Source organism: Ensifer sp. EB106-05-01-XG146, from assembly GCF_058791875.1.
The window spans coordinates 1,484,541-1,504,744 of sequence record NZ_JBYTDX010000002.1 but is presented as its reverse complement, the minus strand read 5'-3'; the positions used below and the strand labels follow the sequence as shown (position 1 = coordinate 1,504,744).

The following is a 20,204-nucleotide window of genomic DNA, read 5'->3' as shown; positions in this document are numbered from 1 at the left end:
GAATATGTGGCGTGGCCGCAAGCCCGCTGACCTGCGGCCAGATTAGGTTCTAGGGCTTCCAACGATGGGAAGGTCAAGAAAGATACCATCGCTGCGCTGCAGCCGCCCGCGACCAGGTTATCAATCGCGTTCCTCTTTGCCCCCGGCGCCTACGTAGAATGACGTATGTGCAGTGCAGCGTGGCTGTCCGATGATCCCCTTAAGCAGCGGCTAGAAGCACCGAAGGGCCAGTTGCTCCAGAACGAGAGGGGTTCCATCAGATGACTATCAAGACAAGCGTGACCGGCGCATTCCTGGCCGCCATCCTGTCGACGACGGCTTTCAGCAGCGCTTTCGCCGCTGACGACACGATCAAGGTCGGCATCCTGCATTCGCTTTCCGGCACCATGGCGATCTCCGAGACGACGCTGAAGGACGCCATGCTGATGCTGATCGACGAGCAGAACAAGAAGGGCGGCCTGCTCGGCAAGAAGCTCGAGGCCGTCGTCGTCGATCCCGCGTCCGACTGGCCGCTCTTTGCTGAAAAGGCGCGCGAACTGGTTTCGGTCGACAAGGTCTCGGCGGTCTTCGGCTGCTGGACCTCGGTATCGCGCAAGTCGGTTCTGCCGGTGTTCGAGGAGTTGAACTCGATCCTTTTCTATCCCGTCCAGTATGAGGGCGAGGAAAGCCAGCGCAACGTCTTCTACACCGGGGCGGCGCCGAACCAGCAGGCGATCCCGGCCGTCGACTATCTGATGGAAAACGAGAGCGTCGAGCGTTGGGTGCTCGCGGGCACCGACTATGTCTATCCGCGCACGACCAACAAGATCCTCGAAGCTTATCTGATCTCCAAGGGCGTGAAGCCCGAGGACATCATGATCAACTACACGCCCTTCGGTCATTCCGATTGGCAGACCATCGTTTCTGACATCAAGAAGTTCGGCTCGGCCGGCAAGAAGACCGCCGTGGTCTCGACCATCAATGGCGACGCCAACGTGCCGTTCTACAAGGAACTGGCGAACCAGGGCGTCAAGGCGGAGGATATTCCGGTCGTCGCCTTCTCGGTCGGCGAAGAGGAACTCGCCGGGCTCGATACCACGCCGCTCGTGGGGCATCTGGCAGCCTGGAACTATTTCCAGTCGGTCGACACACCCGCCAATGCCGAGTTCATCAAGACCTGGAAGGCCTATACCAAGAACGACAAGCGCGTGACAAACGATCCGATGGAAGCGCATTACATCGGCTTCAACATGTGGCTGAAGGCGGTCGAAAAGGCCGGCACGACCGATACGGACGCCGTTCTCGACGCGATGATCGGCGTCTCCGTCCCCAATCTTTCGGGCGGCTACTCGACGATGATGCCGAACCACCACATTACCAAGCCGGTGCTGATCGGCGAGATCCAGGGCGACGGCCAGTTCGAGACCGTCTGGGAAACACCCGGCCTCGTCGTCGGCGACGAATGGTCCGATTATCTGCCGGACTCCAAAGACCTGATCTCCGATTGGCGCGCGCCGATGTCCTGCGGCAACTTCAACGTCGCCACCGGCAAGTGCGGCGGCAAGGGCTCCTGATTTCATCACCTAGTCATAGACCGGGCGGCGTGCCGCCCGGACAGTGATTGCATGACGAAAACTTGAGGCAAGCATGCCCTTCGTTCGGCGGCGCGCACGAGCGAAGGGAGCTTGCTTGGGCTATGACGGGTTTGTGCATGCGCCGCATGACCGATCCGGATGAGGGGGCCATGTACCGAATTCTGCAGATCCTGTTCGTTGCGCTGTGTCTGGTGATATCGGCCCATGTGGTCGGTTCTCGCGCAGCCGAAGACCTCGGCCCGCTGATCGATCAGCTGGGCAGCGCTAAGCTTTCCGAAATGGACGACCACATAACGGCGCTGGCCAAGACCGGCGACGCGAAGGTCATTCCGGTGCTTGAGGCGCTGGGCGAGGGGGAACTTTATCAGCGCAAGTCCGACGGCAAGGTCTTTCTGGTCAAGGCGCAGGGCGCAGACCTGCTGCTCGTCGATCCCGTGACCGGGGCTGACGCCGGAGCGGCACCGAAGGCGGCGATGCAGAAGGTCAAGGTCAACAATGCGGTGCGTCGCGCGGTTCGCAGCGCGCTCGGAGGTCTCACGCTCTTCAGCGACGATACCAGTGCGCGCATGAAGGCGGCGCAATCCATGCTGCAGACGCCGAATGCCGATGCGCTCGAGGCGATCGAAACGGCGATCGCGGCCGAGAAAGACGGGACCGTGCGCAAGGTTCTCGATGAGGCCCGCGCGGTGACGCTGCTCGTCTCGGATCGCCCGGACGATCAGAAGCGTCAGGCGATCGCGCTGCTTGCCGAAGGTAACGGGCGAAACGGCCTTGCCGTTCTGACCTCCGCTCTGGCCACAGCCGATGCTTCCCTTAAACCCGATATCGAGGCGGCGATCGCCCGGATCGAGCAGACCCAGGCCTTCTGGAGCGCCGGCCAGAACATTTGGTACGGCCTGTCGCTCGGCTCGGTCCTCTTGCTGGCGGCGATCGGCCTTGCCATCACCTTCGGCGTCATGGGCATCATCAACATGGCCCATGGCGAGATGGTCATGCTCGGCGCCTACACGACCTTCCTGGTGCAGGAGGTGGTGCGCAATTCCTATCCTGACCTCTTCGACTGGTCGCTGGCGATCGCGCTGCCGCTCGCCTTTCTCGTGACCGGCGCGGTTGGCCTTGCAATCGAGCGCGGCGTCATCCGCTTTCTCTACGGGCGACCGCTCGAAACGCTGCTTGCCACCTGGGGCATCTCGCTGATCCTGCAGCAGGCGGTGCGCTCGATCTTCGGGCCGACCAATCGAGAGGTCGGCAATCCCTCGTGGATGTCCGGCGCCTTCGAGTTTGGCGGGCTGACCATCACCTGGAACCGCCTGTGGATCATCGTTTTCGCGCTGGCGGTATTTGCGGCGCTGCTGTTCCTGCTCAAGAGGACGTCGATGGGCCTTAAGATGCGGGCCGTAACCCAGAACCGGCGCATGGCGTCGTCGATGGGCATCCGCACCCCCTGGGTGGACGCGCTCACCTTCGCGCTCGGCTCCGGCATCGCCGGCATGGCGGGCGTGGCGCTCTCGCAGATCGACAACGTCTCGCCCAATCTCGGCCAGGGCTACATCATCGACAGCTTCATGGTCGTCGTCTTCGGCGGCGTCGGCAATCTCTGGGGCACGCTCGTCGGCGCCTTCTCGCTCGGCATCCTCAACAAGTTCCTGGAACCCTATGCCGGCGCGGTGCTCGGCAAAATCCTCGTGCTGGTGCTGATCATCCTCTTCATCCAGAAGAAACCGCGCGGCCTCTTCGCGCTCAAGGGAAGGGCGGTGGAAGCATGATCACGTCATTTCTGATGCGGTCGTTCGACCGCAGCATTCTGATCGCCGTTGCGATCCTTGTCGGCCTCGCCATGCTTGTCCCGGCGCTCAACCTTTTGACCGCGCCCGATCATCCACTGCACGTGCCGACCTATCTTGTGTCGCTGTTCGGCAAGTACCTGACCTATGCGCTGCTGGCGCTGGCGCTCGATCTCGTCTGGGGTTTCTGCGGCATTCTTTCTCTCGGGCATGCGGCTTTCTTCGCGCTCGGCGGTTACGCCATGGGCATGTACCTGATGCGCCAGATCGGGGCGCGCGGCTCCTATGGTAACCCGCTGCTGCCGGATTTCATGGTGTTCCTCAACTGGAAGGAGCTGCCGTGGTTCTGGCATGGCTTCGACATGTTCTGGTTTGCCGCGCTCATGGTGGTACTTGTCCCGGGGCTGCTCGCCTTCGTCTTCGGCTGGTTCGCCTTCCGCTCGCGGGTCAACGGCGTCTATCTCTCGATCATCACTCAGGCGATGACCTACGCGCTGCTGCTTGCGTTCTTCCGCAACGACATGGGCTTCGGCGGCAACAACGGCCTCACCGACTTCAAGGACATCCTCGGCTTCAACATCCAGGCTAACGGCACGCGCGCCGCCTTGTTCGCTGCCTCGGCGCTGATGCTGGCGCTCTGCCTGATCCTGACGTCGGCGATCGTGCGTTCCAAGTACGGCAAGGTGCTCGTGGCAGTCCGCGACGCGGAAAGCCGGACGCGCTTCCTCGGCTACCGGGTCGAGCACATCAAGCTCTTTGCCTTCACCCTATCGGCGATGATGGCCGGCATTGCCGGCGCGCTCTATGTGCCCCAGGTCGGCATCATCAATCCCGGCGAGTTCGAGCCCGGCAATTCGATCGAAGTGGTGATCTGGACGGCGGTCGGCGGGCGCGGCACGCTGATTGGCCCGATCGTCGGCGCCATTCTCGTCAATGGCGGCAAGAGCATCTTCACCGCAGCGTTCCCGGAATTCTGGCTCTTTGCGCTTGGCGGCCTCTTCGTGCTCGTCACCCTGTTCCTGCCGAAGGGCGTCGTCGGAACGGCTGGCGCGTACTTCGCCCGCCGGCGTGCGGAGCGTCAGACGCGGGCGGCTGAAACACCGGACAATCTGGCCGTTGAACCCATGGCGGCGGAGTAACGACATGAACCAGACAATCGGGCAGACCAAGCCGACCAGCCTTCTCTATCTCGACGGCGTCTCCGTCTCCTTCGACGGCTTCAAGGCGTTGAATGCGCTCTCCTTCGTCATCGAACCCGGCGAGCTACGAGCGATCATCGGCCCGAACGGCGCCGGCAAGACGACGATGATGGACATCATCACCGGCAAGACGCGGCCGGACGAGGGGCAGGTGTTCTTCAAGGGCGAGATCGATCTCACGAAGAAGGACGAGGCGGAGATCGCTTCGCTCGGCATCGGCCGCAAATTCCAGAAGCCGACGGTGTTTGAAAGCCACACGGTCTGGGACAATCTCGAGCTGGCGCTCAACCGCAAGCGCGGCGTGTTTCCGACACTCTTTTACCGACTGACGGCAGAGGACAAGGCTCGGATCGAGGAGATCCTTGCGACCATCCGCATGTCGTCGCGCAGCAGCGATCTCGCCGCCAACCTTTCGCACGGGCAGAAGCAATGGCTGGAGATCGGCATGCTGCTTGCCCAGGAGCCGGAACTGCTGCTGGTCGACGAACCGGTCGCCGGCATGACCGACGCGGAAACTGCCGAGACAGCCATCCTGCTGAAGGAGATCGCCAAGACCCGATCGGTCGTGGTTGTCGAGCACGACATGGGCTTCATCCGTGAACTCGGCGTCAAGGTCACCTGCCTTGCTGAAGGGGCGGTGCTGGCGGAAGGCTCGATCGACTTTGTCAGCAGCGATCCGAAGGTGATCGAGAACTACCTTGGCCGGTGATGACCCACACCGAAAATCCAAAAGGAGGGCGCGCCATGCTCAGCGTCGAAAACGTCAATCTTCACTACGGCGCCGCGCAGGCGCTGCGAAACGTGTCGATCACGGCCGAGATGGGCAAGATCACCTGCGTGCTCGGGCGCAATGGCGTCGGCAAGTCGAGCCTGCTTCGGGCGATCACCGGTCAGCATCCGGTCAGCGCCGGCGCGATCGACTTCAACGGCGCAGCACTCGCCGGCATGGCGCCCTATCGGCGGGCAAAAGAAGGCATCGGCTACGTCCCCCAGGGGCGTGAAATCTTCCCGCTGCTGACGGTCAAGGAGAACCTGGAGACCGGCTATGCGCCCCTGAAGCGCGGCGACCGCTCGATACCCGAGGACGTCTTCAACCTCTTTCCGGTGTTGCGCTCGATGCTTGGTCGCCGTGGCGGCGACCTCTCCGGCGGTCAGCAGCAGCAACTGGCGATCGGCCGAGCGCTGGTGACGCGACCGAAGATCCTTGTGCTCGACGAGCCGACCGAAGGCATCCAGCCCTCGATCATCAAGGATATCGGCCGGGCTATCCGCTATCTCAGGGATTCGACCGGCATGGCGATCCTCTTGGTCGAGCAGTATCTCGATTTCTGTCGCGAACTCGCCGACCACGTCTACATCCTCGATCGGGGCGCTGTGGTCCACGAGGGCGCAGCCGAAACGCTGGACACATCAGAGGCGCGCCGCCATCTGACGGTGTGATCGCATCCTGAACAGTTACACCTGCGGTGCTCCGGCGTCGGGTTTCGCGGCGTCCGAGGCAAGCGACTGCTGGCTCTTGAGGCAAAACCACCTTCTCAAGGGAGCGGAAATTCTCCCCCCTGCCATAAAAGCGCCTTCTAAAATCACTAAATCTATGCAGTAACTGACGTATTTTATTGAGAATGGTGCAGTTTGGGTGTAGGACATCCTAAGCGAAAGAGTGCGGCCGTCACAACCCGTTACCCCCGGTAAATGCCGCGGGAAGGGGCGTTGTGGCGGCTTTCCTTGTTCAGGAAAGTGAAGTGACATGTTGACCAAAAAAGGAAAATACGGGCTCAAGGCCCTTGTCGACCTGGCTCAACTGGAGCCCGGAGAGACCGCCTTCATCACCGAGATCGCCACGCGGAACAATATTCCGAAAAAGTTCCTGGACGCGATCCTGCTCGAACTGCGCAATGCCGGCATCCTGCGCTCGAAGAAGGGCCCGGGCGGCGGCTATTCGCTCTCCCGGCCAGCCTCCGACATCCGCATCGGCCAGGTCATCCGCACGCTCGACGGTCCCCTGGCACCGATCCGCTGCGCCAGCCGCACCGCGTTCGAGGCCTGCGACGACTGTGCCGATCCGGTCAACTGTCATGTGCGCAAGTCGATGAGCAACGTTCGCGACGCGATCGCCTCGATCCTCGACAACATGACGCTGGAGCAGTTCGCCGCCAACGACAACGCGACCGAGATCGTCGCCTTGAGGGACGCTGAGGCCGGCTGACCTCCGCGCATCCGTTCTTTACTGGGTGCCTGAGATCGCGAGACGCGGCGGGACAATCGCGGAACTGCAGCGTCACAGCTTTCTGATGATCGCGGCGGCTGCAGGCGGCGCTATGATTTCGAGCAGGCGCAGCAATCGCGCCTTGCCGACATGGATGCGGGGCCCGCCCGGCTCGAGCGCACGCAGGATTTCCTTCGCCGCATAGGCCGCGCTGACCTTGTCCTTTCCCCGCCCTGATGTCATCGGGGTATCGACGAGCGGCAGCACCACATCAACCACTTTGACTGCGCCTGCCTGGTGCTGGACGGAAAGTGCATCCGAAAACATGCGCAGCCCCGCCTTGGTGGCGCTGTAGACCGCCGCCGTCGTTTTCGGATAACGGGCGAGTGCTGAGCCGACATTGACGATGACGAAGGGGCGCCCGGGCGTCTTCGGCAGAAGCAGCCGCGACAACAGCATCGGCGCGACGAGATTGGTATCGACTTCGTCCGCGATTTGTCCGGCGTCGTAATGCGGGTCGTCGAACCGGACATTGTGCTGGATGGCCGCGTTGTTGATGAGACCGTCGATCGGATCGCCCGCCATCTTGGCTCTGCAGGCGATGGTTGCGGCCCGATCGCAGAGATCGAGCACCCGCGTTTCGATCCTCCGGTTTCGCAGCGTCAAGTCCTCCAGTCGCTCCGGTCGCGGCCAAGTGCTAAGACATCGTGCCCCCTCGCGGCCAGTTGCAGTGCGATCTCCCTGCCGATTCCCGAGCTTGCCCCGGTGACGACGTAGCGTGCCATGTGATCTATTTCCCGTTGTTGCGCAGTCGAATCTGCAACGGGAGGACGGGGATGGCATTAACCGAAGTTAAGCGCGGAGAGGGCGCTGCGATTTCGCTGTTCGAGCGCATCGCCCGGCATCCGCTGGCGCAGGCGGAGCGCCTGGCCGAGGCGATGCAGGTGTGCAGCGTGAGGGCTGGCGAAACGGTCTTCCATCAGGATGAGCCGCATCCCTATGTCTATGTGATCGAGCGCGGCCTGGTGAAGCTCACTTATCTGCGTGCCAATGGCGAGGAGTGGATCAAGTCCTTCGCCATCGAAGGGCGGTTCTTTGCGAGCCTCTCGGCGCTGGTGCCCGCCGGGCGGGCGAGCTTTTCGGCAATTGCGGTCGAGGAGAGCCGCCTCGAGAGAATTCCGTTCGTGACGCTGCAGGCGCTGGCCGACACCGACCTTGGCTGGTCGCGGATGATCCGAAGTGCGCTGATGATGCTTGCCGAGCGCAAGGAGCGCCGTGAACGCCAGTTCCTGACGCTTGATCCCGAGGAGCGCTATCGCGCACTGCTCGTCGAGGAACCGGAGGTGGTCGCACGGGTGCCGCAGAAGGACCTCGCCGGCTATCTCGGCATCACCCCGGTCGGCCTCAGCCGCATCGCCAAGCGAGTGCGGGCGGAGGCCGACACCAGGCTTAACCCGGGTTAATGCGCGGCATCGGACAAGGAGCGATACCAGGCACCGTTGCAACAACGGAGGCGCGACTTGACCAAACAGAAAACGGCATCGGATTTCCTGCTCTTCCTCAGATCCTGGGCGGCGAGACCGCTGGAGGTCGCGGCGATCGCGCCTTCGAGCAGACGGCTGGCGGTCGCCATGACCACCGAGATCGGACCGCTCTCCGGCAATGTGCTCGAACTTGGGCCTGGCACCGGAGCCTTCACGCGGGCACTGCTTCGCAACGGCGTTTACGAGGACAATCTCATCCTGGTGGAGCGCAATCCGGCTTTCGCCATGCTGTTGCGGGAGCGGTTCCCGAGCGCGACGCTGATCGAGGGCGACGCCCAGCACCTGGCCCTGCCGGCGGTGAAGTCCGTCGGGGCGGCGATCAGCGGCCTGCCACTTCTGTCCATGCCGGCGCAGACCGTGCGGGCGATCCTCGCCTCGGTCTTTCATCACCTTGCCGAGGATGGAAGCCTGTTCCAGTTCACCTATGGACCGCGATGCCCGATCTCGCTCCAGGTTCTGCGCGAGCTTGGGCTCAAGGCCTCCTTTCGGCGCTGGGTGCCGCTCAACCTGCCGCCTGCCAGCGTCTATCGCATTTCCCGGAATAGTGCCTGAGCGCGATGGCCCCGTTTCCCGCCGGCGCGTGGGCGGCACCGGGTGACAGGTAAGACTTTCTCGGGCTTCCGCCCAAGTCAAAATCCATTTGCTGTCATTGTCTATAGAATAAGTTTATTAATACGCCTCAACCAAGGAGAGGCGGATGAGCAACGTACACTTCCTCAGAGAACCGGCGCCGGTGAACGCCGAACATGACGAAAGGCGACGGGAGCTTTTTGCCCGTGCCGAGGCGCTGTCAACCGATCTTGCCCGTCGGGGCGCCGAACTCGACCGGGTGGGCGCGCCGCCGCGCGAGGAGATCGAGGCGCTCCGCCAGGCTGGTCTGTTGACGGCGTTGCATTCGCCGGAGATCGGTGGGGCCGGCTTGAGCTGGATCGACGGGCTGCGGCTGGTGCGCATCGTCGCGCGCGGCGAAAGCTCGATCGGGCAATTGCTGGGCTACCACTACGTCAACAGCCAATACGTCTATTGGGCCGCCGCCGATCCCCGGCAAGCCTGGGTGCTGGGCGCCGAAACGGTCGAGCGGCAGCTCTACTGGGGTGCAGCCGTCAACCCGCGCGACCCCGGCCTGACGCTCGAGCGGCGCGGCGCGCACTACGTCTTGAACGGCCGCAAGACGTTTTCGACCGGCGCGCATGTCTCCGACCGCATCAACGTCAATGCCACACTCGACGGCAAGATCGCCAATTTCGTCGTGCCCACCGACCGTCCCGGCTATATCGCGAACGACGACTGGGACAATATCGGCCAGCGCCTGTCGGACAGCGGCAGCGTCGAGTTCCGCGACTTTCCGGTTTATGGGCGAGACTTCATCCAGGCGCTTGCCGAACCCTTAGATCCGCCACCGGTGCAGGCGACCTTCAACACGCCGCTGATCCAGCTCGTCTTCGTCAATTTCTATCTCGGCACGGCGCAGGGGGCGCTGGCAGCAGCGCTCGACTACGTCCGCAGCACAACGCGTCCCTGGGTGACGTCCGGCGTCGAGCGTGCCGGCGACGACCCCTATATCCTTGAGGCGATCGGCGAGCTCCAGACGAACCTGAAGGCGTCGGTTGCGCTGGCCGATGCGGCTGCGGCAGCGGTCGAAGCGGCCTTGTCCGAGGGCAGCTCGGTAACGGCCGAGGGGCGGGGCGCGGCGGCGATCGAGGCCTATGCGGCCAAGGTGCATTCCACCCACGTGGCGCTCGACGTGACGGCAAGGGTGTTCGAATTGATGGGCGCGCGCGCCACGGCTGGGCACTATCGCTTCGACCGCTACTGGCGCAATGTCCGCACCCACACGCTGCATGACCCGGTCGCCTACAAGGCGCGCGAGGTCGGCGACTTTGCGCTCAACGGACGGATCCCGCCGGTAAGCCTCTATAGCTGAACCTGACGCACAGAGTGACTGTGCGTGGAAAAACGCCGCCTGAACAAAGGTTCCGGCGGCGTTTCTTTGATGTCTTCGCTTAAGCGGAGGCCGCGATCGCCTGCCGCTGGCCGGCGAGGTCGCGATAGCCGGCGCCCGGGTGCGGCGCTGCAAGCCTCGGACCGGCCCCGAAGAGCTTTTCGCGGAGCGTGCCTTCGCGGTAGCCGGTCTTGTAGACGCCGCGCCTTTGCAGTTCCGGCACCAGCAGGTCGACGGCGTCTTCGAAGGTCCCGGGCGTGACGGCATAGGCAAGGTTGAAGCCGTCGACATCGGTGTCCTCGACCCATTCCTGCAGGAGATCGGCGACCGTCGAGGGCGAGCCGACGAAGACGGGGCCGAAGCCGCCGATACCCACCCAGTCGGCCATTTCGCGCACGGTCCACACCCGGTCCGGGTCGATGGTCGTAAAGGTCTCGACGGCCGATTGCACCGCGTTGGTGTAACGGTGGCGAAGCGGCTCGTCCGGGGCGAACTGGCCGAAATCGATGCCTGTCCAGCCGGAGATCAGCGCCAGGGCACCCTCGTAGGACACGTGGCTGCGGTATTCGTCGAACTTCTTCTTCGCCTCCGCGTCGGTTTCGCCGAGAATCACCGTCTGCAGATTGAAGGCGAGGATTTCGCGTGGGTTGCGGCCGGCGCGCGCGGCTGCCTCGCGGACATTGGCGACATAGCGCTTCAATACGGTTTTGGATGGCGCGGCGACGAAGATGCATTCGGCGTGCGCCCCGGCAAAGTCCTTGCCGCGGCTCGAAGAGCCGGCCTGGTAGAGCACGGGCGTGCGCTGCGGCGACGGTTCGCTCAGGTGAATGCCGGGAACAGTGAAGTGGCGGCCGTGATGGTTGATCGGATGCACCTTTTCCGGATGGGTGAAGATACCGCTTGCCCGATCGCGCACGATGGCGCCGTCCTCCCAGCTTCCTTCCCAGAGCTTGTAGCAGACCTCCAGATATTCCTCGGCGAGATCATAGCGGTCGTCGTGGCGCGCCTGCTGCGCCTGGCCGATGTTGAGCGCGCCGCTGTTGAGGTAGGAGGTGACGATGTTCCAGCCGACACGCCCCCGGGTCAGATGGTCGAGCGTCGAGATGCGGCGGGCGAAGGTATAGGGATGCTCGAAGGAGAGCGACGCCGTCAGCCCGAAGCCGAGATGCTCGGTCTCGTAGGCCATGGTCGGCACCAGTTGCAGCGGGTCGTTGACCGGGACCTGGGCCGAATGCCGAAGGGCTGCATCCGCATTGCCGTTCAGCACGTCATAGACGCCCAGCACGTCGGCGATGAACAGGCCGTCGAACTTGCCGCGCTCGAGCGTTTTTGCCAGATGCACCCAGTAATCGAGATCCTTGTAGCGCCAGGACTGGTCGCGCGGATGGGTCCAGAGCCCTGGCGACTGGTGGCCGACGCAGTTCATGTCAAAGGCATTCAGCCGGATTTCGCGGCTCATGGGGCTCTCCTTCGGGCAAGGTTGGGCGTTGCCCAAAGCGCCGGTCACGCCTCGGGACGATCGCGCGCGGTCGATGGGCTCAGAGTGCGCCGTTCTTCGGCGGCTTGATGCCGTTCAGGTGGTAGTTGCCGACAACGTGATGCTTCCAGCGCACCGGGTCGTGCAGCGTGTGGGTGCGGGCGTTTCGCCAATGGCGGTCGAGGTTGAGGCCGATCTTCGTCGATGCGGTGCCGGCGAGTTCGAAGAGCGTGTTGCTCGCTTCCAAGGCGATTTCGGTCGTCAGGACCTTTGCCGCGGCAACGGCAAGCGTCGCTTCGATCACGCTTTCCTCGGTACCGTTGATCTGGGCGACGTCGACCTTTTTGCCGGCACGCTCCACCGTGGCCGTTGCCGCCTCCAGGCGGATGGCAAGCTGGCCGATGCGGGCGATCGTCAACGGATCGTCGGCCGCCCGTTCGGCGCCACTGTCCATCCAGGGGCGCGCATGATTGCGGACAAAGTCGAGGGTTTCGGCAAAGGCTGCCCGGGCAATGCCGAGATCGATGCCGGCATGGATGATCTGGCCGACGCTACCGATCGTCGTCGGCCTTTCGAAGCCGCGGTGATGGCGCACCACCGCATCGGCGGCCACATAGACGTTCTGCAGCACGGTCGTGCCGCTGCCGGTCGTGCGCTGGCCGAAGCCGTCCCAGTCGTCGATGATCTGCAAGCCCTCCGCGCCGCGCGGCACGAGGGCCATGGTCAGCTTGTCGTTCGGATCAAGGGCGAAGATGACGATCCATTCGGCAAACAACACGCCGGTCGAATAATATTTGCGCCCGTTCAGACGGAAGCCGGGGCCGTCGGAGGAAAGCCGGGTCTCATAGTCGCCGACGGTTTTCGTGCCACGCTCCGAAAGGGCGTTGCCGAAACGGTCGCCGGCAAGCGCCCGGCCGAAGAAAAAGGCCTTTTGCTCCTCGGTGCCATCGGTGCGCAGCGCCTCGAGAATGTAGAAATGGTTCTGCGGGATCTGGCCGATCGAGGAATCCGCTTCCGAAAGGATGGCGGTGACTTCGGCAAGAACGGCATTGGAGACGTCTATGCCGTCATACTCCGGCGGCACGGTGATCGCCAGCAGGCCGGATTGGGCGAGCGCATCGAGCTCGTCGAAGGGCAGAATGCGATCCGTGTCCCGCTCGTTGGCACTCCCTGCAAATTCCGCCGCCAGCTCACGCGCGATCGACAGCGCTTCCTCTTCGCTTTCGATCCGGTGCGCCGGGGCTCTAGTTTTCTCGGAAAGCCGCGAGATCGTTCCCATGTGACTGCTCCCTGTCGATTGAGGTGCATATCAGTGAATTATCTGGCCTGATCGGGTAAGATAGTATATTCTATAGAAATTATCGATTTGAGTATTTCGTTTCGGCCTTGATGGCGACTTGGTGTTTACCTTCGGGTCGGGATGGGTAAGATCGATTCGGGGGAAGGCCAGGGAAGAGGACCCTGGTGATGCTCGGCGGCGTGTATGCTCACCGATTTCCCGCCAAAATTGACTGCGGCTCAGGGAACCATCGCCCGATTTGTGCATTTGCCTCATCGCCTGCAGTTTGACCCGTCGTGTGGCCCCAGAGTATCGGCCACCCGGCACGAACACAAACATATGCTGACAGAATTGGCCATTCGCGTTTCCCGGCCTTAACCACTGAAGGAGACACAAATGACGAATTTCCTGCCTGCTCTCCATGAAGGGCACGCCTCCATCACGCTGCAGAACCTGTTTCGTGATGCTCTGGAGGCCTATGATGACTGGGGCGCCAACATGCCCGAGCCCATCGTTGCGTTCGAAGGCAAGCGCATTCCCATCAGCGAGGTCTTCGACTGGATGAAACCTTGCAGCGACATCATGCCGGCAAACCTCATCGGCATCGTAACCGACCGGCTGAACAAGCCGTGGAGCGGTGAAGGGCCGCTCGACGCCATGACCGTCTCGACGGCCGCGCGTGTCATGTCGGTGCTGACGCGGCGGCAGCTGCGCAGCTTCGGTCGCGGCTCGATCGAGATCTTCGCCGACCGCTTCAACCATCCGGTCCACGCCAGCGCGTGAGACCGGTGACCTCAGAGGAGCGCGCGTGCGCGCTCCTCGTTCCCGGCGGGTATCCGTCACGGATTTCCCCGCACCTTGCCGACCCCTTCCTTGAAGCATCGCCTTCCCGTAAACACGAGGGGAGAGCAAGCGGATGTTCGAGCGGACCGGGGGCGGCGTGAATTTTCGACAATTGGAAGTGCTGCGCACGCTGTTGGCGACCGGATCGACGATTGCGGCCGCCAAGACGATGGGGCTCAGCCAGTCCGGCGTCAGCCGGCTGTTGCAGCAGCTCGAGGAAGAGCTGTCGCTGACGCTTTTTGCCCGTGACAAGGGCCGGCTGATTGCGACGCCCGAGGCGATGAAGCTCGCCGAGGATGCGGAGCATATCTTGCTCGGCATCGACCGGTTCACCAATCTGGCGCAGGACCTGCGCAGCGGCGCAGTCGGCCCAGAGGTCGTGCGCATCGGCCTGCCGAACAGCATGTCCGAGACCTTCGCCCCGGCGATGCTCGCCGACTATGCCAAGGATTTTCCCGGCGTGCGCGTCGAAACCTTCTTCGACACGACCGTTGCGATCGCCCGCCTCGTCGAGCAGCGCATCATCGATTTCGGCTTCCTGCGTTATGAGGGGCAGCTGAGTGCCGGTCTCGAAATGCAGCCGGTCGCAACCGGCCTCAGCGTCTGCGTCATGGAAAAGGGGCACACGCTTTCGCAGCACGAAACCGTGACGCCGAAGGAACTGCGCGGCGTGCCCTTGATCCTGATCGGCCGCCGCCGGCCGACGCGGGTCATGCTCGACGAGATCTTCCGCAAGGCCGGCGTGCCGCAAAAGGTCAAGATCGAGACCCACAGCAACAGCTCGGCCTGCGCCTACGCGGCCTACGGCCTTGGGGTCGCGATCATCAGCAGCTTCTTTGCCAATCTGCACCGGCACCTACCGATCGAGATCCGTCCGTTTTCGCCGCACCTCACCCAGGATTTCGGCGTCGCGACGGCGGCTGGCGTACCGCTGTCGCTTGCAGCCCAAGCCATGATTGACTGCCTCAAAAGGCAGGTCGCCGCTTCGCAGCAGCCGTGAGACAATGGCCTCAAGGTTGCGGCCATTGGCAATGGGACGGGCGCGACACTACATTGCCGGCCGATACGAACATTAGAGCGGATAAGATCATGTTTCAGGCAGCCACCATCGACACAGGCGACAAGCGCGCTTTCTATGCGGAGTTGGCCCAGCAGCTCGAATCGCTGCTTCATGGCGAGCCGAACCTGATCGCCAACGCGGCCAATACGTCGGCGCTGATGTTCCAGACCATGCCGAGCCTCAATTGGGCGGGGTTTTATTTCCTCGAAACCGACGACGAACTCGTGCTGGGACCGTTCCAGGGCAAGCCTGCCTGTGTGCGCATCGCCGTCGGCCGCGGGGTCTGCGGAACGGCCGTCAAGGAAGCCCGCTCGATCCTTGTGGAAGACGTCCATGCCTTTCCGGGGCACATCGCCTGCGATGCGGCCTCGCGCTCGGAACTCGTGGTTCCGGTGCGGCGTGACGGCCGGGTGATCGGCGTCATCGATCTCGACAGCCCGGAGCCTGCACGCTTCGACCGCGACGACCAGATCGGCATCGAAAAACTTGCGGCGATCTTCGCAGCGGCAATTGCATAGGGCCGCCGCCGTGGATGATCTGGCAAGGACTGACAGGCTTTTGCTTCGGGCCGCACCATGACGGATGCGGCTCAGCCTGTCGATGTCGAAACGCATGCGCGCGCGGCCCGCAAGATCGACATCGTCGTCATCGGCGCCGGGCAGGCGGGATTGTCTTCGGCCTATCACCTGGGCCGGCTCGGGCTGGCGCCTCACAGGCAATATGTCGTCATCGACCGGTCGCCGCAGCCGGGCGGGGCCTGGCAGTTTCGCTGGCCGTCGCTGACCTTGAATACGGTCAACGGTATTCACGATCTTCCCGGCATGAGATTTTCCGAAGCGGTCGATACCAGCAAGGGCGAGGTTCACGCGGCCGTCGCCGTGCCGCAGTATTACGGCGCCTATGAGAAGGCATTCGGTCTGCCGGTCCGCCGGCCGGTGGCCGTCAAGGTCGTGTGTGACCGGGGCGAGCGCTTCAGGGTCGAGACGGACGACGGGGCTTATGCTGCCCGCGGCATCATCAACGCGACCGGCACCTGGGAGGCCCCCTATATCCCGCCCTATCCGGGAGCGGAGCGCTTCAAGGGGCACCAGCTGCACACGAAGGATTATCAGTCGGCAGCGCAATTCGCGGGGCAGCATGTGCTGGTCGTCGGCGGCGGCATCTCCGCCATCCAGCTGCTCGATGAAATATCGCAGGTGACATCGACCACGTGGGTAACGCGGGAGGAGCCGGCCTTCCGCGACGAACCGTTTACGCCAGAGGTTGGACGCGCCGCCGTAGCCATGGTCGAGGACCGGGTTCGCCGCGGCCTGCCGCCGGGCTCGGTCGTCTCGGTGACGGGCATTCCGGTGACACCTGCGATCATGGCCGCACGTGCACGCGGCGCGCTCGAGCGCCAGCCGATGTTTGCCGAAATGACCGAAAACGGCGTGCGCTGGTCCGACGGGCGCGAACTGGCCGTCGACGTCATCCTCTGGAGCACCGGCTTCAGAAGCGCGCTCGATCACCTGGCGCCGCTGCAACTGCGCAATGCTGACGGCGGTATCCTGATGACCGGTCGGCTGGCGACTCAGGTGGCAAAAGACCCGCGCATCCATCTCGTCGGCTACGGGCCGTCGGCTTCCACCATCGGTGCGAACCGGGCAGGAGGCGCTGCCGCCCGCGAACTGGCCGATTTTCTTCATCTGACCTGACGGAAGCCGGCGCGATCGCGCCGGCTTCCTCGCCAGCGAGCAGCCGGGCAGCGCCCACCCGGTCGCGATGAAGTTGCATGCCCTTTTCATAGAGGTATGACATTTACTCATAATATTGCACGATTTTTTCCAATCGATCATAGTCCCTGCAACAAGAGAGCCGACGGGCAGGAGAATCGCGGTAACGCGTGCGGCCTGCCTCAGTACGGGGAACCCATGATCAAATTCATTCTCAATCGTCTCGTGATGGCGATACCGACGATCGTGATCGTCTCGGTTGCCGTCTTCACGCTTATCCGCCTCATTCCCGGTGATCCGGCAGCGCTGATGCTCGGCGATATGGCCGAACCGCAGCAGATTGCCGCGTTGCGCGCGGAGCTCGGTCTCGACCGCAGCATCCCGGAGCAATTCGTCATCTGGGCCGGCAACATCCTCTCCGGCGATTTCGGCACCTCGATCGTCACCGGCGAGCCGGTGCTGCATCTGGTCGTCAGCCGCTTCTTCGTCAGCGCCGAAATCGTCGTCATCGCCGTGCTTCTCGCGAGCCTGATCGCGGTTCCGGCCGGCGTCATCGCCGCCTGGCGGCAGAACAGCCTGACCGACCTGGCGCTTGTCGGTTCGGCGACCGTGCTTCTGTCGATCCCAACCTTCTGGCTCGGTCTTCTCTTGCTGCTCGCCTTCGGCCTGAAGCTCGGCTGGCTGCCGGTGCTTGGCTACGTGCCGATCTCGGAGAACTGGAAGGCCGGCCTTCTCTATCTGGTGCTGCCGGTCATGACGCTTGTCATCCACGAGATGGGCGTGATCATCCGCATGGCCCGCGCCTCTACGCTCGAAGTGCTGCGGCTCGATTACATCACCCATGCCCGTGCCAAGGGGCTTTCGGAAAGTGCCGTTCTCTGGCGCCACGCCTTCAAGAACGCCTTCGGCCCGACCTGGACGATGATTGGCCTGATCCTCGGCAACCTGCTCGGCGGCATCGCCGTCATCGAGACGGTGTTCACCATTCCGGGTCTTGGCCGTCTAATGGTCGATGCGATCTTCCAGCGCGACTATCCGGTGATCCAGGGCTGCCTGCTGCTCGTCGCCTTCTCCTATGTCGTCGTCAATCTGGTGGTCGACCTCCTCTATCCTCTCTTCGATCCGCGGGTGGTGGCAGAATGAGAAAGCTCACTTTCAACGGCGCCATCGGCGGCGGCCTGATCGGCCTGCTGGTCATCACCGCCCTCATCGGCCTTTTCTGGACGCCTTATGATCCGATGGCGCTCGGCTTCACCGCGCGGCTTGCCGCACCCGGTGCAGCGCACTGGCTCGGCACCGACGAGTTCGGCCGCGATGTCGCCAGCCGCCTGATGGTCGGCGCCCGTGCCAGCGTCTGGATCGGCTTCCTGACCGTCACCTTCGCCGTCGTCTTCGGCACCTTCATCGGCATCGTCAGCGGCTATGCGCGCGGCTGGGTCGATGGCGTGATCATGGCGATCAACAACGCGCTCCTGGCCTTCCCCGGCATCCTGCTGGCGCTCGGCCTGCTCGCCGTCTTCGGCGCCAACCAGTACGGCATCATCTTCGCGCTCGGCATCGCCTATACGCCGTCAATGGCCCGCGTGGTGCGCGGAGCGGTGCTGTCGCTGCGCGAACGCGAGTTCATCGAGGCGTCGCGGGTGATGGGCAATGGCGAGATATATACGATGCTGCGCCATATCCTGCCGAACTGCGTCGCGCCGATCACGGTGCTTGCCACCTCGATGTTCGGCTGGGCGATCCTCTCGGAAAGCGCGCTTTCCTTCCTCGGTCTCGGCGTGCCGCCACCGGCACCCACCTGGGGAAACATGCTCGCCGCCGGCCGCCCCTTCATAGAACAGGCCGTCTGGCTCGGTTTCTTCCCCGGTCTCTGCATCGCTCTCACTTTGCTCGGCATCAACCTTCTGGGCGACGCGCTACGCGACCGTCTCGACCCCCGCATGCGAGGCCTGAAATGACCGGCAATCCTCTTCTCAGTGTCCAGCGCCTTTCGCTTGCCGTCACTCACTCCGGCAACCAGGTAGTGAAGAACGTCAGCTTTGACGTCGCGCCCGGCGAAATCGTCGGCATCGTCGGCGAAAGCGGCTCCGGCAAGACATTGGCGACACGCGCGATCATCGGGCTCATTCCGCCGGCCGTCCGCCGTATCGGCGGCACGATCCTCTACCGGGGTAAGGATGTGCTCGGCATGAAGGACCGGGATCTCCGCCAGCTTCGCGGCGGGGAGGTCGGCGTCGTCTTCCAGGAGCCGATGACCTCGCTCAACCCGTCGATGACCATCGGCCGGCAGCTCGAGGAAGGGCTGATCCTGCACACAAAGATGTCGGTCGAGGAGCGCCGCACGGCGATCCTCTCGATGCTTGGTCGCGTCGGCATACGCGAGCCGGAGCGGGCGTTGACCGCCTATCCGCACGAGTTCTCCGGCGGCATGCGCCAGCGCATCATGCTCGCCTCGGTGATGCTGTTGAAGCCAGCCTTGCTGATCGCAGACGAGCCGACGACCGCGCTCGATGCCGTCGTCCAGCGCGACGTCATGGAGCTGATGGTCGAGTTGACCCAGGCCGAGGGCACTGCAGTGCTGCTCATCAGCCACGACCTGCCGATGGTCGCCCGCTACACCAACCGTTTCGTGGTGATGGAAAAGGGCGTCGTCGTCGAGCAGGGGCTGACCGAGGAGATCCTGCAAGCACCGCAGCATCCCTATACCCGCAAGCTGCTTTCGTCGCTGCCGTTCCGTGGTGCTGCGCGTGAGCTCGACATGACCCGCACGCCGATGGTTTCGGCGCGCAATATTGTCGTCGAGTATCCCGGCCGCAAGGGTCTCTTCCGCAGGCACGAGCCGAAGCGCGCGCTGCACGGCGTCAGCGTCGATATCCATGTCGGCGAGGTCGTGGCACTGGTCGGCGGTTCCGGCTCTGGCAAGACGACGCTCGGCCGCACCATCGCAGGCCTCGTCCAGCAGGCCGAAGGCGACATCCTGTTCCAGGGCCGCGAGCGCAGCGCCGACTGGCGCGATTATAGGCTGAACTGCCAGATGGTCTTCCAGGATCCCTATTCGTCGCTCGATCCGCGCATGACCATTCAGGCGCTCGTCGAGGAAGCGCTGCGGCTGGTGCCGGACCTCGATACGCCGGCCAAGCGTCGCCGTGCGCTCGAAACGCTTGAGGAAGTCGGGCTCAGCGCCGATTTCGCCAATCGCTATCCGCATGAGCTCTCGGGCGGCCAGCGCCAGCGTGTGGCTATCGCCCGCGCCATCGCACGGCGGCCAAAATTCCTGATCGCCGACGAGCCGGTGTCGGCGCTCGACGTAACCGTTCGCTCTCAGGTGCTGGAACTCTTCTCGAACCTGCAGAAGCGCTACGGCTTCTCGTGCCTGTTCATCAGCCACGACCTCGGCGTCGTCGAGCAGGTCGCCGACCGCGTCATCGTCATGCAGGACGGGCGCATCATCGAAGAAGGCGACCGCGACCGGATCTTCGATGCGCCGAAGGATGCCTATACCCGCAAGCTGCTTTCGGCGATCCCGGCGCTCGATCTCAACCAGACCGGTGGCGTCACCCTCAAATGGCGGCTGGAGGCCTGAG

The 20,204-nt window shown here is 63.5% G+C and carries 19 protein-coding genes; 16 read left to right on the top strand and 3 right to left on the bottom strand.

Features of this window, described 5'->3' with window-relative positions; translation table 11 throughout:
- Positions 1 to 260 precede the first annotated feature (260 nt).
- The 6 genes from urtA (at position 261) to AC3WVQ_RS26990 (ending at position 6,763) form a co-directional block, all read left to right on the top strand.
- Positions 261 to 1,553, top strand: a complete 1,293-nt coding sequence (gene urtA / locus AC3WVQ_RS27015) for an urea ABC transporter substrate-binding protein (protein WP_029742795.1) — start codon at positions 261 to 263, stop codon at positions 1,551 to 1,553.
- Between the two features lie 170 nt (positions 1,554 to 1,723).
- Positions 1,724 to 3,340, top strand: coding sequence for an urea ABC transporter permease subunit UrtB (gene urtB / locus AC3WVQ_RS27010; protein WP_113294246.1), 1,617 nt, complete (start codon positions 1,724 to 1,726; stop codon positions 3,338 to 3,340).
- Positions 3,337 to 4,497 carry an urea ABC transporter permease subunit UrtC gene (gene urtC / locus AC3WVQ_RS27005; RefSeq protein ID WP_034805744.1) on the top strand — a complete coding sequence of 387 codons (1,161 nt, stop codon included), beginning with the start codon at positions 3,337 to 3,339 and terminating at the stop codon, positions 4,495 to 4,497. The genes urtB and urtC overlap by 4 nt, the downstream gene beginning before the upstream one ends.
- Positions 4,498 to 4,501: 4 nt before the next feature.
- Positions 4,502 to 5,266 carry an urea ABC transporter ATP-binding protein UrtD gene (urtD, locus tag AC3WVQ_RS27000; RefSeq protein ID WP_029742911.1) on the top strand — a complete coding sequence of 255 codons (765 nt, stop codon included), beginning with the start codon at positions 4,502 to 4,504 and terminating at the stop codon, positions 5,264 to 5,266.
- A gap of 35 nt (positions 5,267 to 5,301) precedes the next feature.
- Positions 5,302 to 5,997, top strand: coding sequence for an urea ABC transporter ATP-binding subunit UrtE (gene urtE / locus AC3WVQ_RS26995; protein ID WP_029742910.1), 696 nt, complete (start codon positions 5,302 to 5,304; stop codon positions 5,995 to 5,997).
- Positions 5,998 to 6,304: 307 nt separating this feature from the next.
- Entirely contained in the window at positions 6,305 to 6,763 is a 459-nt protein-coding gene (locus AC3WVQ_RS26990) for an RrF2 family transcriptional regulator (protein ID WP_060522010.1), read from the top strand.
- Positions 6,764 to 6,835: 72 nt separating this feature from the next.
- On the opposite strand, the gene AC3WVQ_RS26985 is transcribed toward AC3WVQ_RS26990, so the two are convergent.
- The gene (locus AC3WVQ_RS26985; protein WP_457578470.1) at positions 6,836 to 7,606 is read right to left on the bottom strand and encodes an SDR family NAD(P)-dependent oxidoreductase; all 771 of its coding nucleotides are present in this window, start codon (positions 7,604 to 7,606) and stop codon (positions 6,836 to 6,838) included.
- On the opposite strand from AC3WVQ_RS26985, the gene AC3WVQ_RS26980 reads away from it, so the two are divergent.
- From AC3WVQ_RS26980 to AC3WVQ_RS26970, 3 genes are all read left to right on the top strand, one after another.
- Positions 7,600 to 8,226 carry a Crp/Fnr family transcriptional regulator gene (locus AC3WVQ_RS26980; protein WP_492383245.1) on the top strand — a complete coding sequence of 209 codons (627 nt, stop codon included), beginning with the start codon at positions 7,600 to 7,602 and terminating at the stop codon, positions 8,224 to 8,226. The two genes, AC3WVQ_RS26985 and AC3WVQ_RS26980, sit on opposite strands and share 7 nt — an antisense overlap.
- A 57-nt stretch (positions 8,227 to 8,283) precedes the next feature.
- Positions 8,284 to 8,859, top strand: a complete 576-nt coding sequence (locus tag AC3WVQ_RS26975) for a class I SAM-dependent methyltransferase (RefSeq protein WP_034805750.1) — start codon at positions 8,284 to 8,286, stop codon at positions 8,857 to 8,859.
- Positions 8,860 to 9,004: 145 nt separating this feature from the next.
- Entirely contained in the window at positions 9,005 to 10,231 is a 1,227-nt protein-coding gene (locus tag AC3WVQ_RS26970) for an acyl-CoA dehydrogenase family protein (RefSeq protein WP_268088320.1), read from the top strand.
- Between the two features lie 79 nt (positions 10,232 to 10,310).
- Here AC3WVQ_RS26970 and AC3WVQ_RS26965 read toward each other — a convergent pair whose 3' ends face one another.
- Positions 10,311 to 11,708 carry an LLM class flavin-dependent oxidoreductase gene (locus AC3WVQ_RS26965; protein WP_159415789.1) on the bottom strand — a complete coding sequence of 466 codons (1,398 nt, stop codon included), beginning with the start codon at positions 11,706 to 11,708 and terminating at the stop codon, positions 10,311 to 10,313.
- Positions 11,709 to 11,787: 79 nt separating this feature from the next.
- Complete coding sequence (locus AC3WVQ_RS26960; protein ID WP_435383199.1) at positions 11,788 to 13,005, bottom strand: SfnB family sulfur acquisition oxidoreductase; 1,218 nt, start codon at positions 13,003 to 13,005, stop codon at positions 11,788 to 11,790.
- 396 nt (positions 13,006 to 13,401) lie between these two features.
- On the opposite strand from AC3WVQ_RS26960, the gene AC3WVQ_RS26955 reads away from it, so the two are divergent.
- From AC3WVQ_RS26955 to AC3WVQ_RS26925, 7 genes are all read left to right on the top strand, one after another.
- Entirely contained in the window at positions 13,402 to 13,788 is a 387-nt protein-coding gene (locus AC3WVQ_RS26955; protein WP_034805768.1) for a BRA0787 family protein, read from the top strand.
- 157 nt (positions 13,789 to 13,945) lie between these two features.
- Positions 13,946 to 14,848, top strand: a complete 903-nt coding sequence (locus AC3WVQ_RS26950; protein WP_034805970.1) for a LysR family transcriptional regulator — start codon at positions 13,946 to 13,948, stop codon at positions 14,846 to 14,848.
- A gap of 89 nt (positions 14,849 to 14,937) precedes the next feature.
- Entirely contained in the window at positions 14,938 to 15,426 is a 489-nt protein-coding gene (locus AC3WVQ_RS26945) for a GAF domain-containing protein (RefSeq protein ID WP_457578467.1), read from the top strand.
- A 57-nt stretch (positions 15,427 to 15,483) separates the two neighbouring features.
- Positions 15,484 to 16,602 carry an NAD(P)-binding domain-containing protein gene (locus tag AC3WVQ_RS26940; protein WP_112985493.1) on the top strand — a complete coding sequence of 373 codons (1,119 nt, stop codon included), beginning with the start codon at positions 15,484 to 15,486 and terminating at the stop codon, positions 16,600 to 16,602.
- Positions 16,603 to 16,818: 216 nt separating this feature from the next.
- Positions 16,819 to 17,763 carry an ABC transporter permease gene (locus AC3WVQ_RS26935; RefSeq protein ID WP_034805773.1) on the top strand — a complete coding sequence of 315 codons (945 nt, stop codon included), beginning with the start codon at positions 16,819 to 16,821 and terminating at the stop codon, positions 17,761 to 17,763.
- Positions 17,760 to 18,578: an ABC transporter permease gene (locus tag AC3WVQ_RS26930; RefSeq protein WP_034805777.1), complete on the top strand. Its 819-nt coding sequence runs from the start codon at positions 17,760 to 17,762 to the stop codon at positions 18,576 to 18,578. The genes AC3WVQ_RS26935 and AC3WVQ_RS26930 overlap by 4 nt, the downstream gene beginning before the upstream one ends.
- Complete coding sequence (locus tag AC3WVQ_RS26925; protein ID WP_034805780.1) at positions 18,575 to 20,203, top strand: ABC transporter ATP-binding protein; 1,629 nt, start codon at positions 18,575 to 18,577, stop codon at positions 20,201 to 20,203. The genes AC3WVQ_RS26930 and AC3WVQ_RS26925 overlap by 4 nt, the downstream gene beginning before the upstream one ends.
- Position 20,204 lies beyond the last annotated feature (1 nt).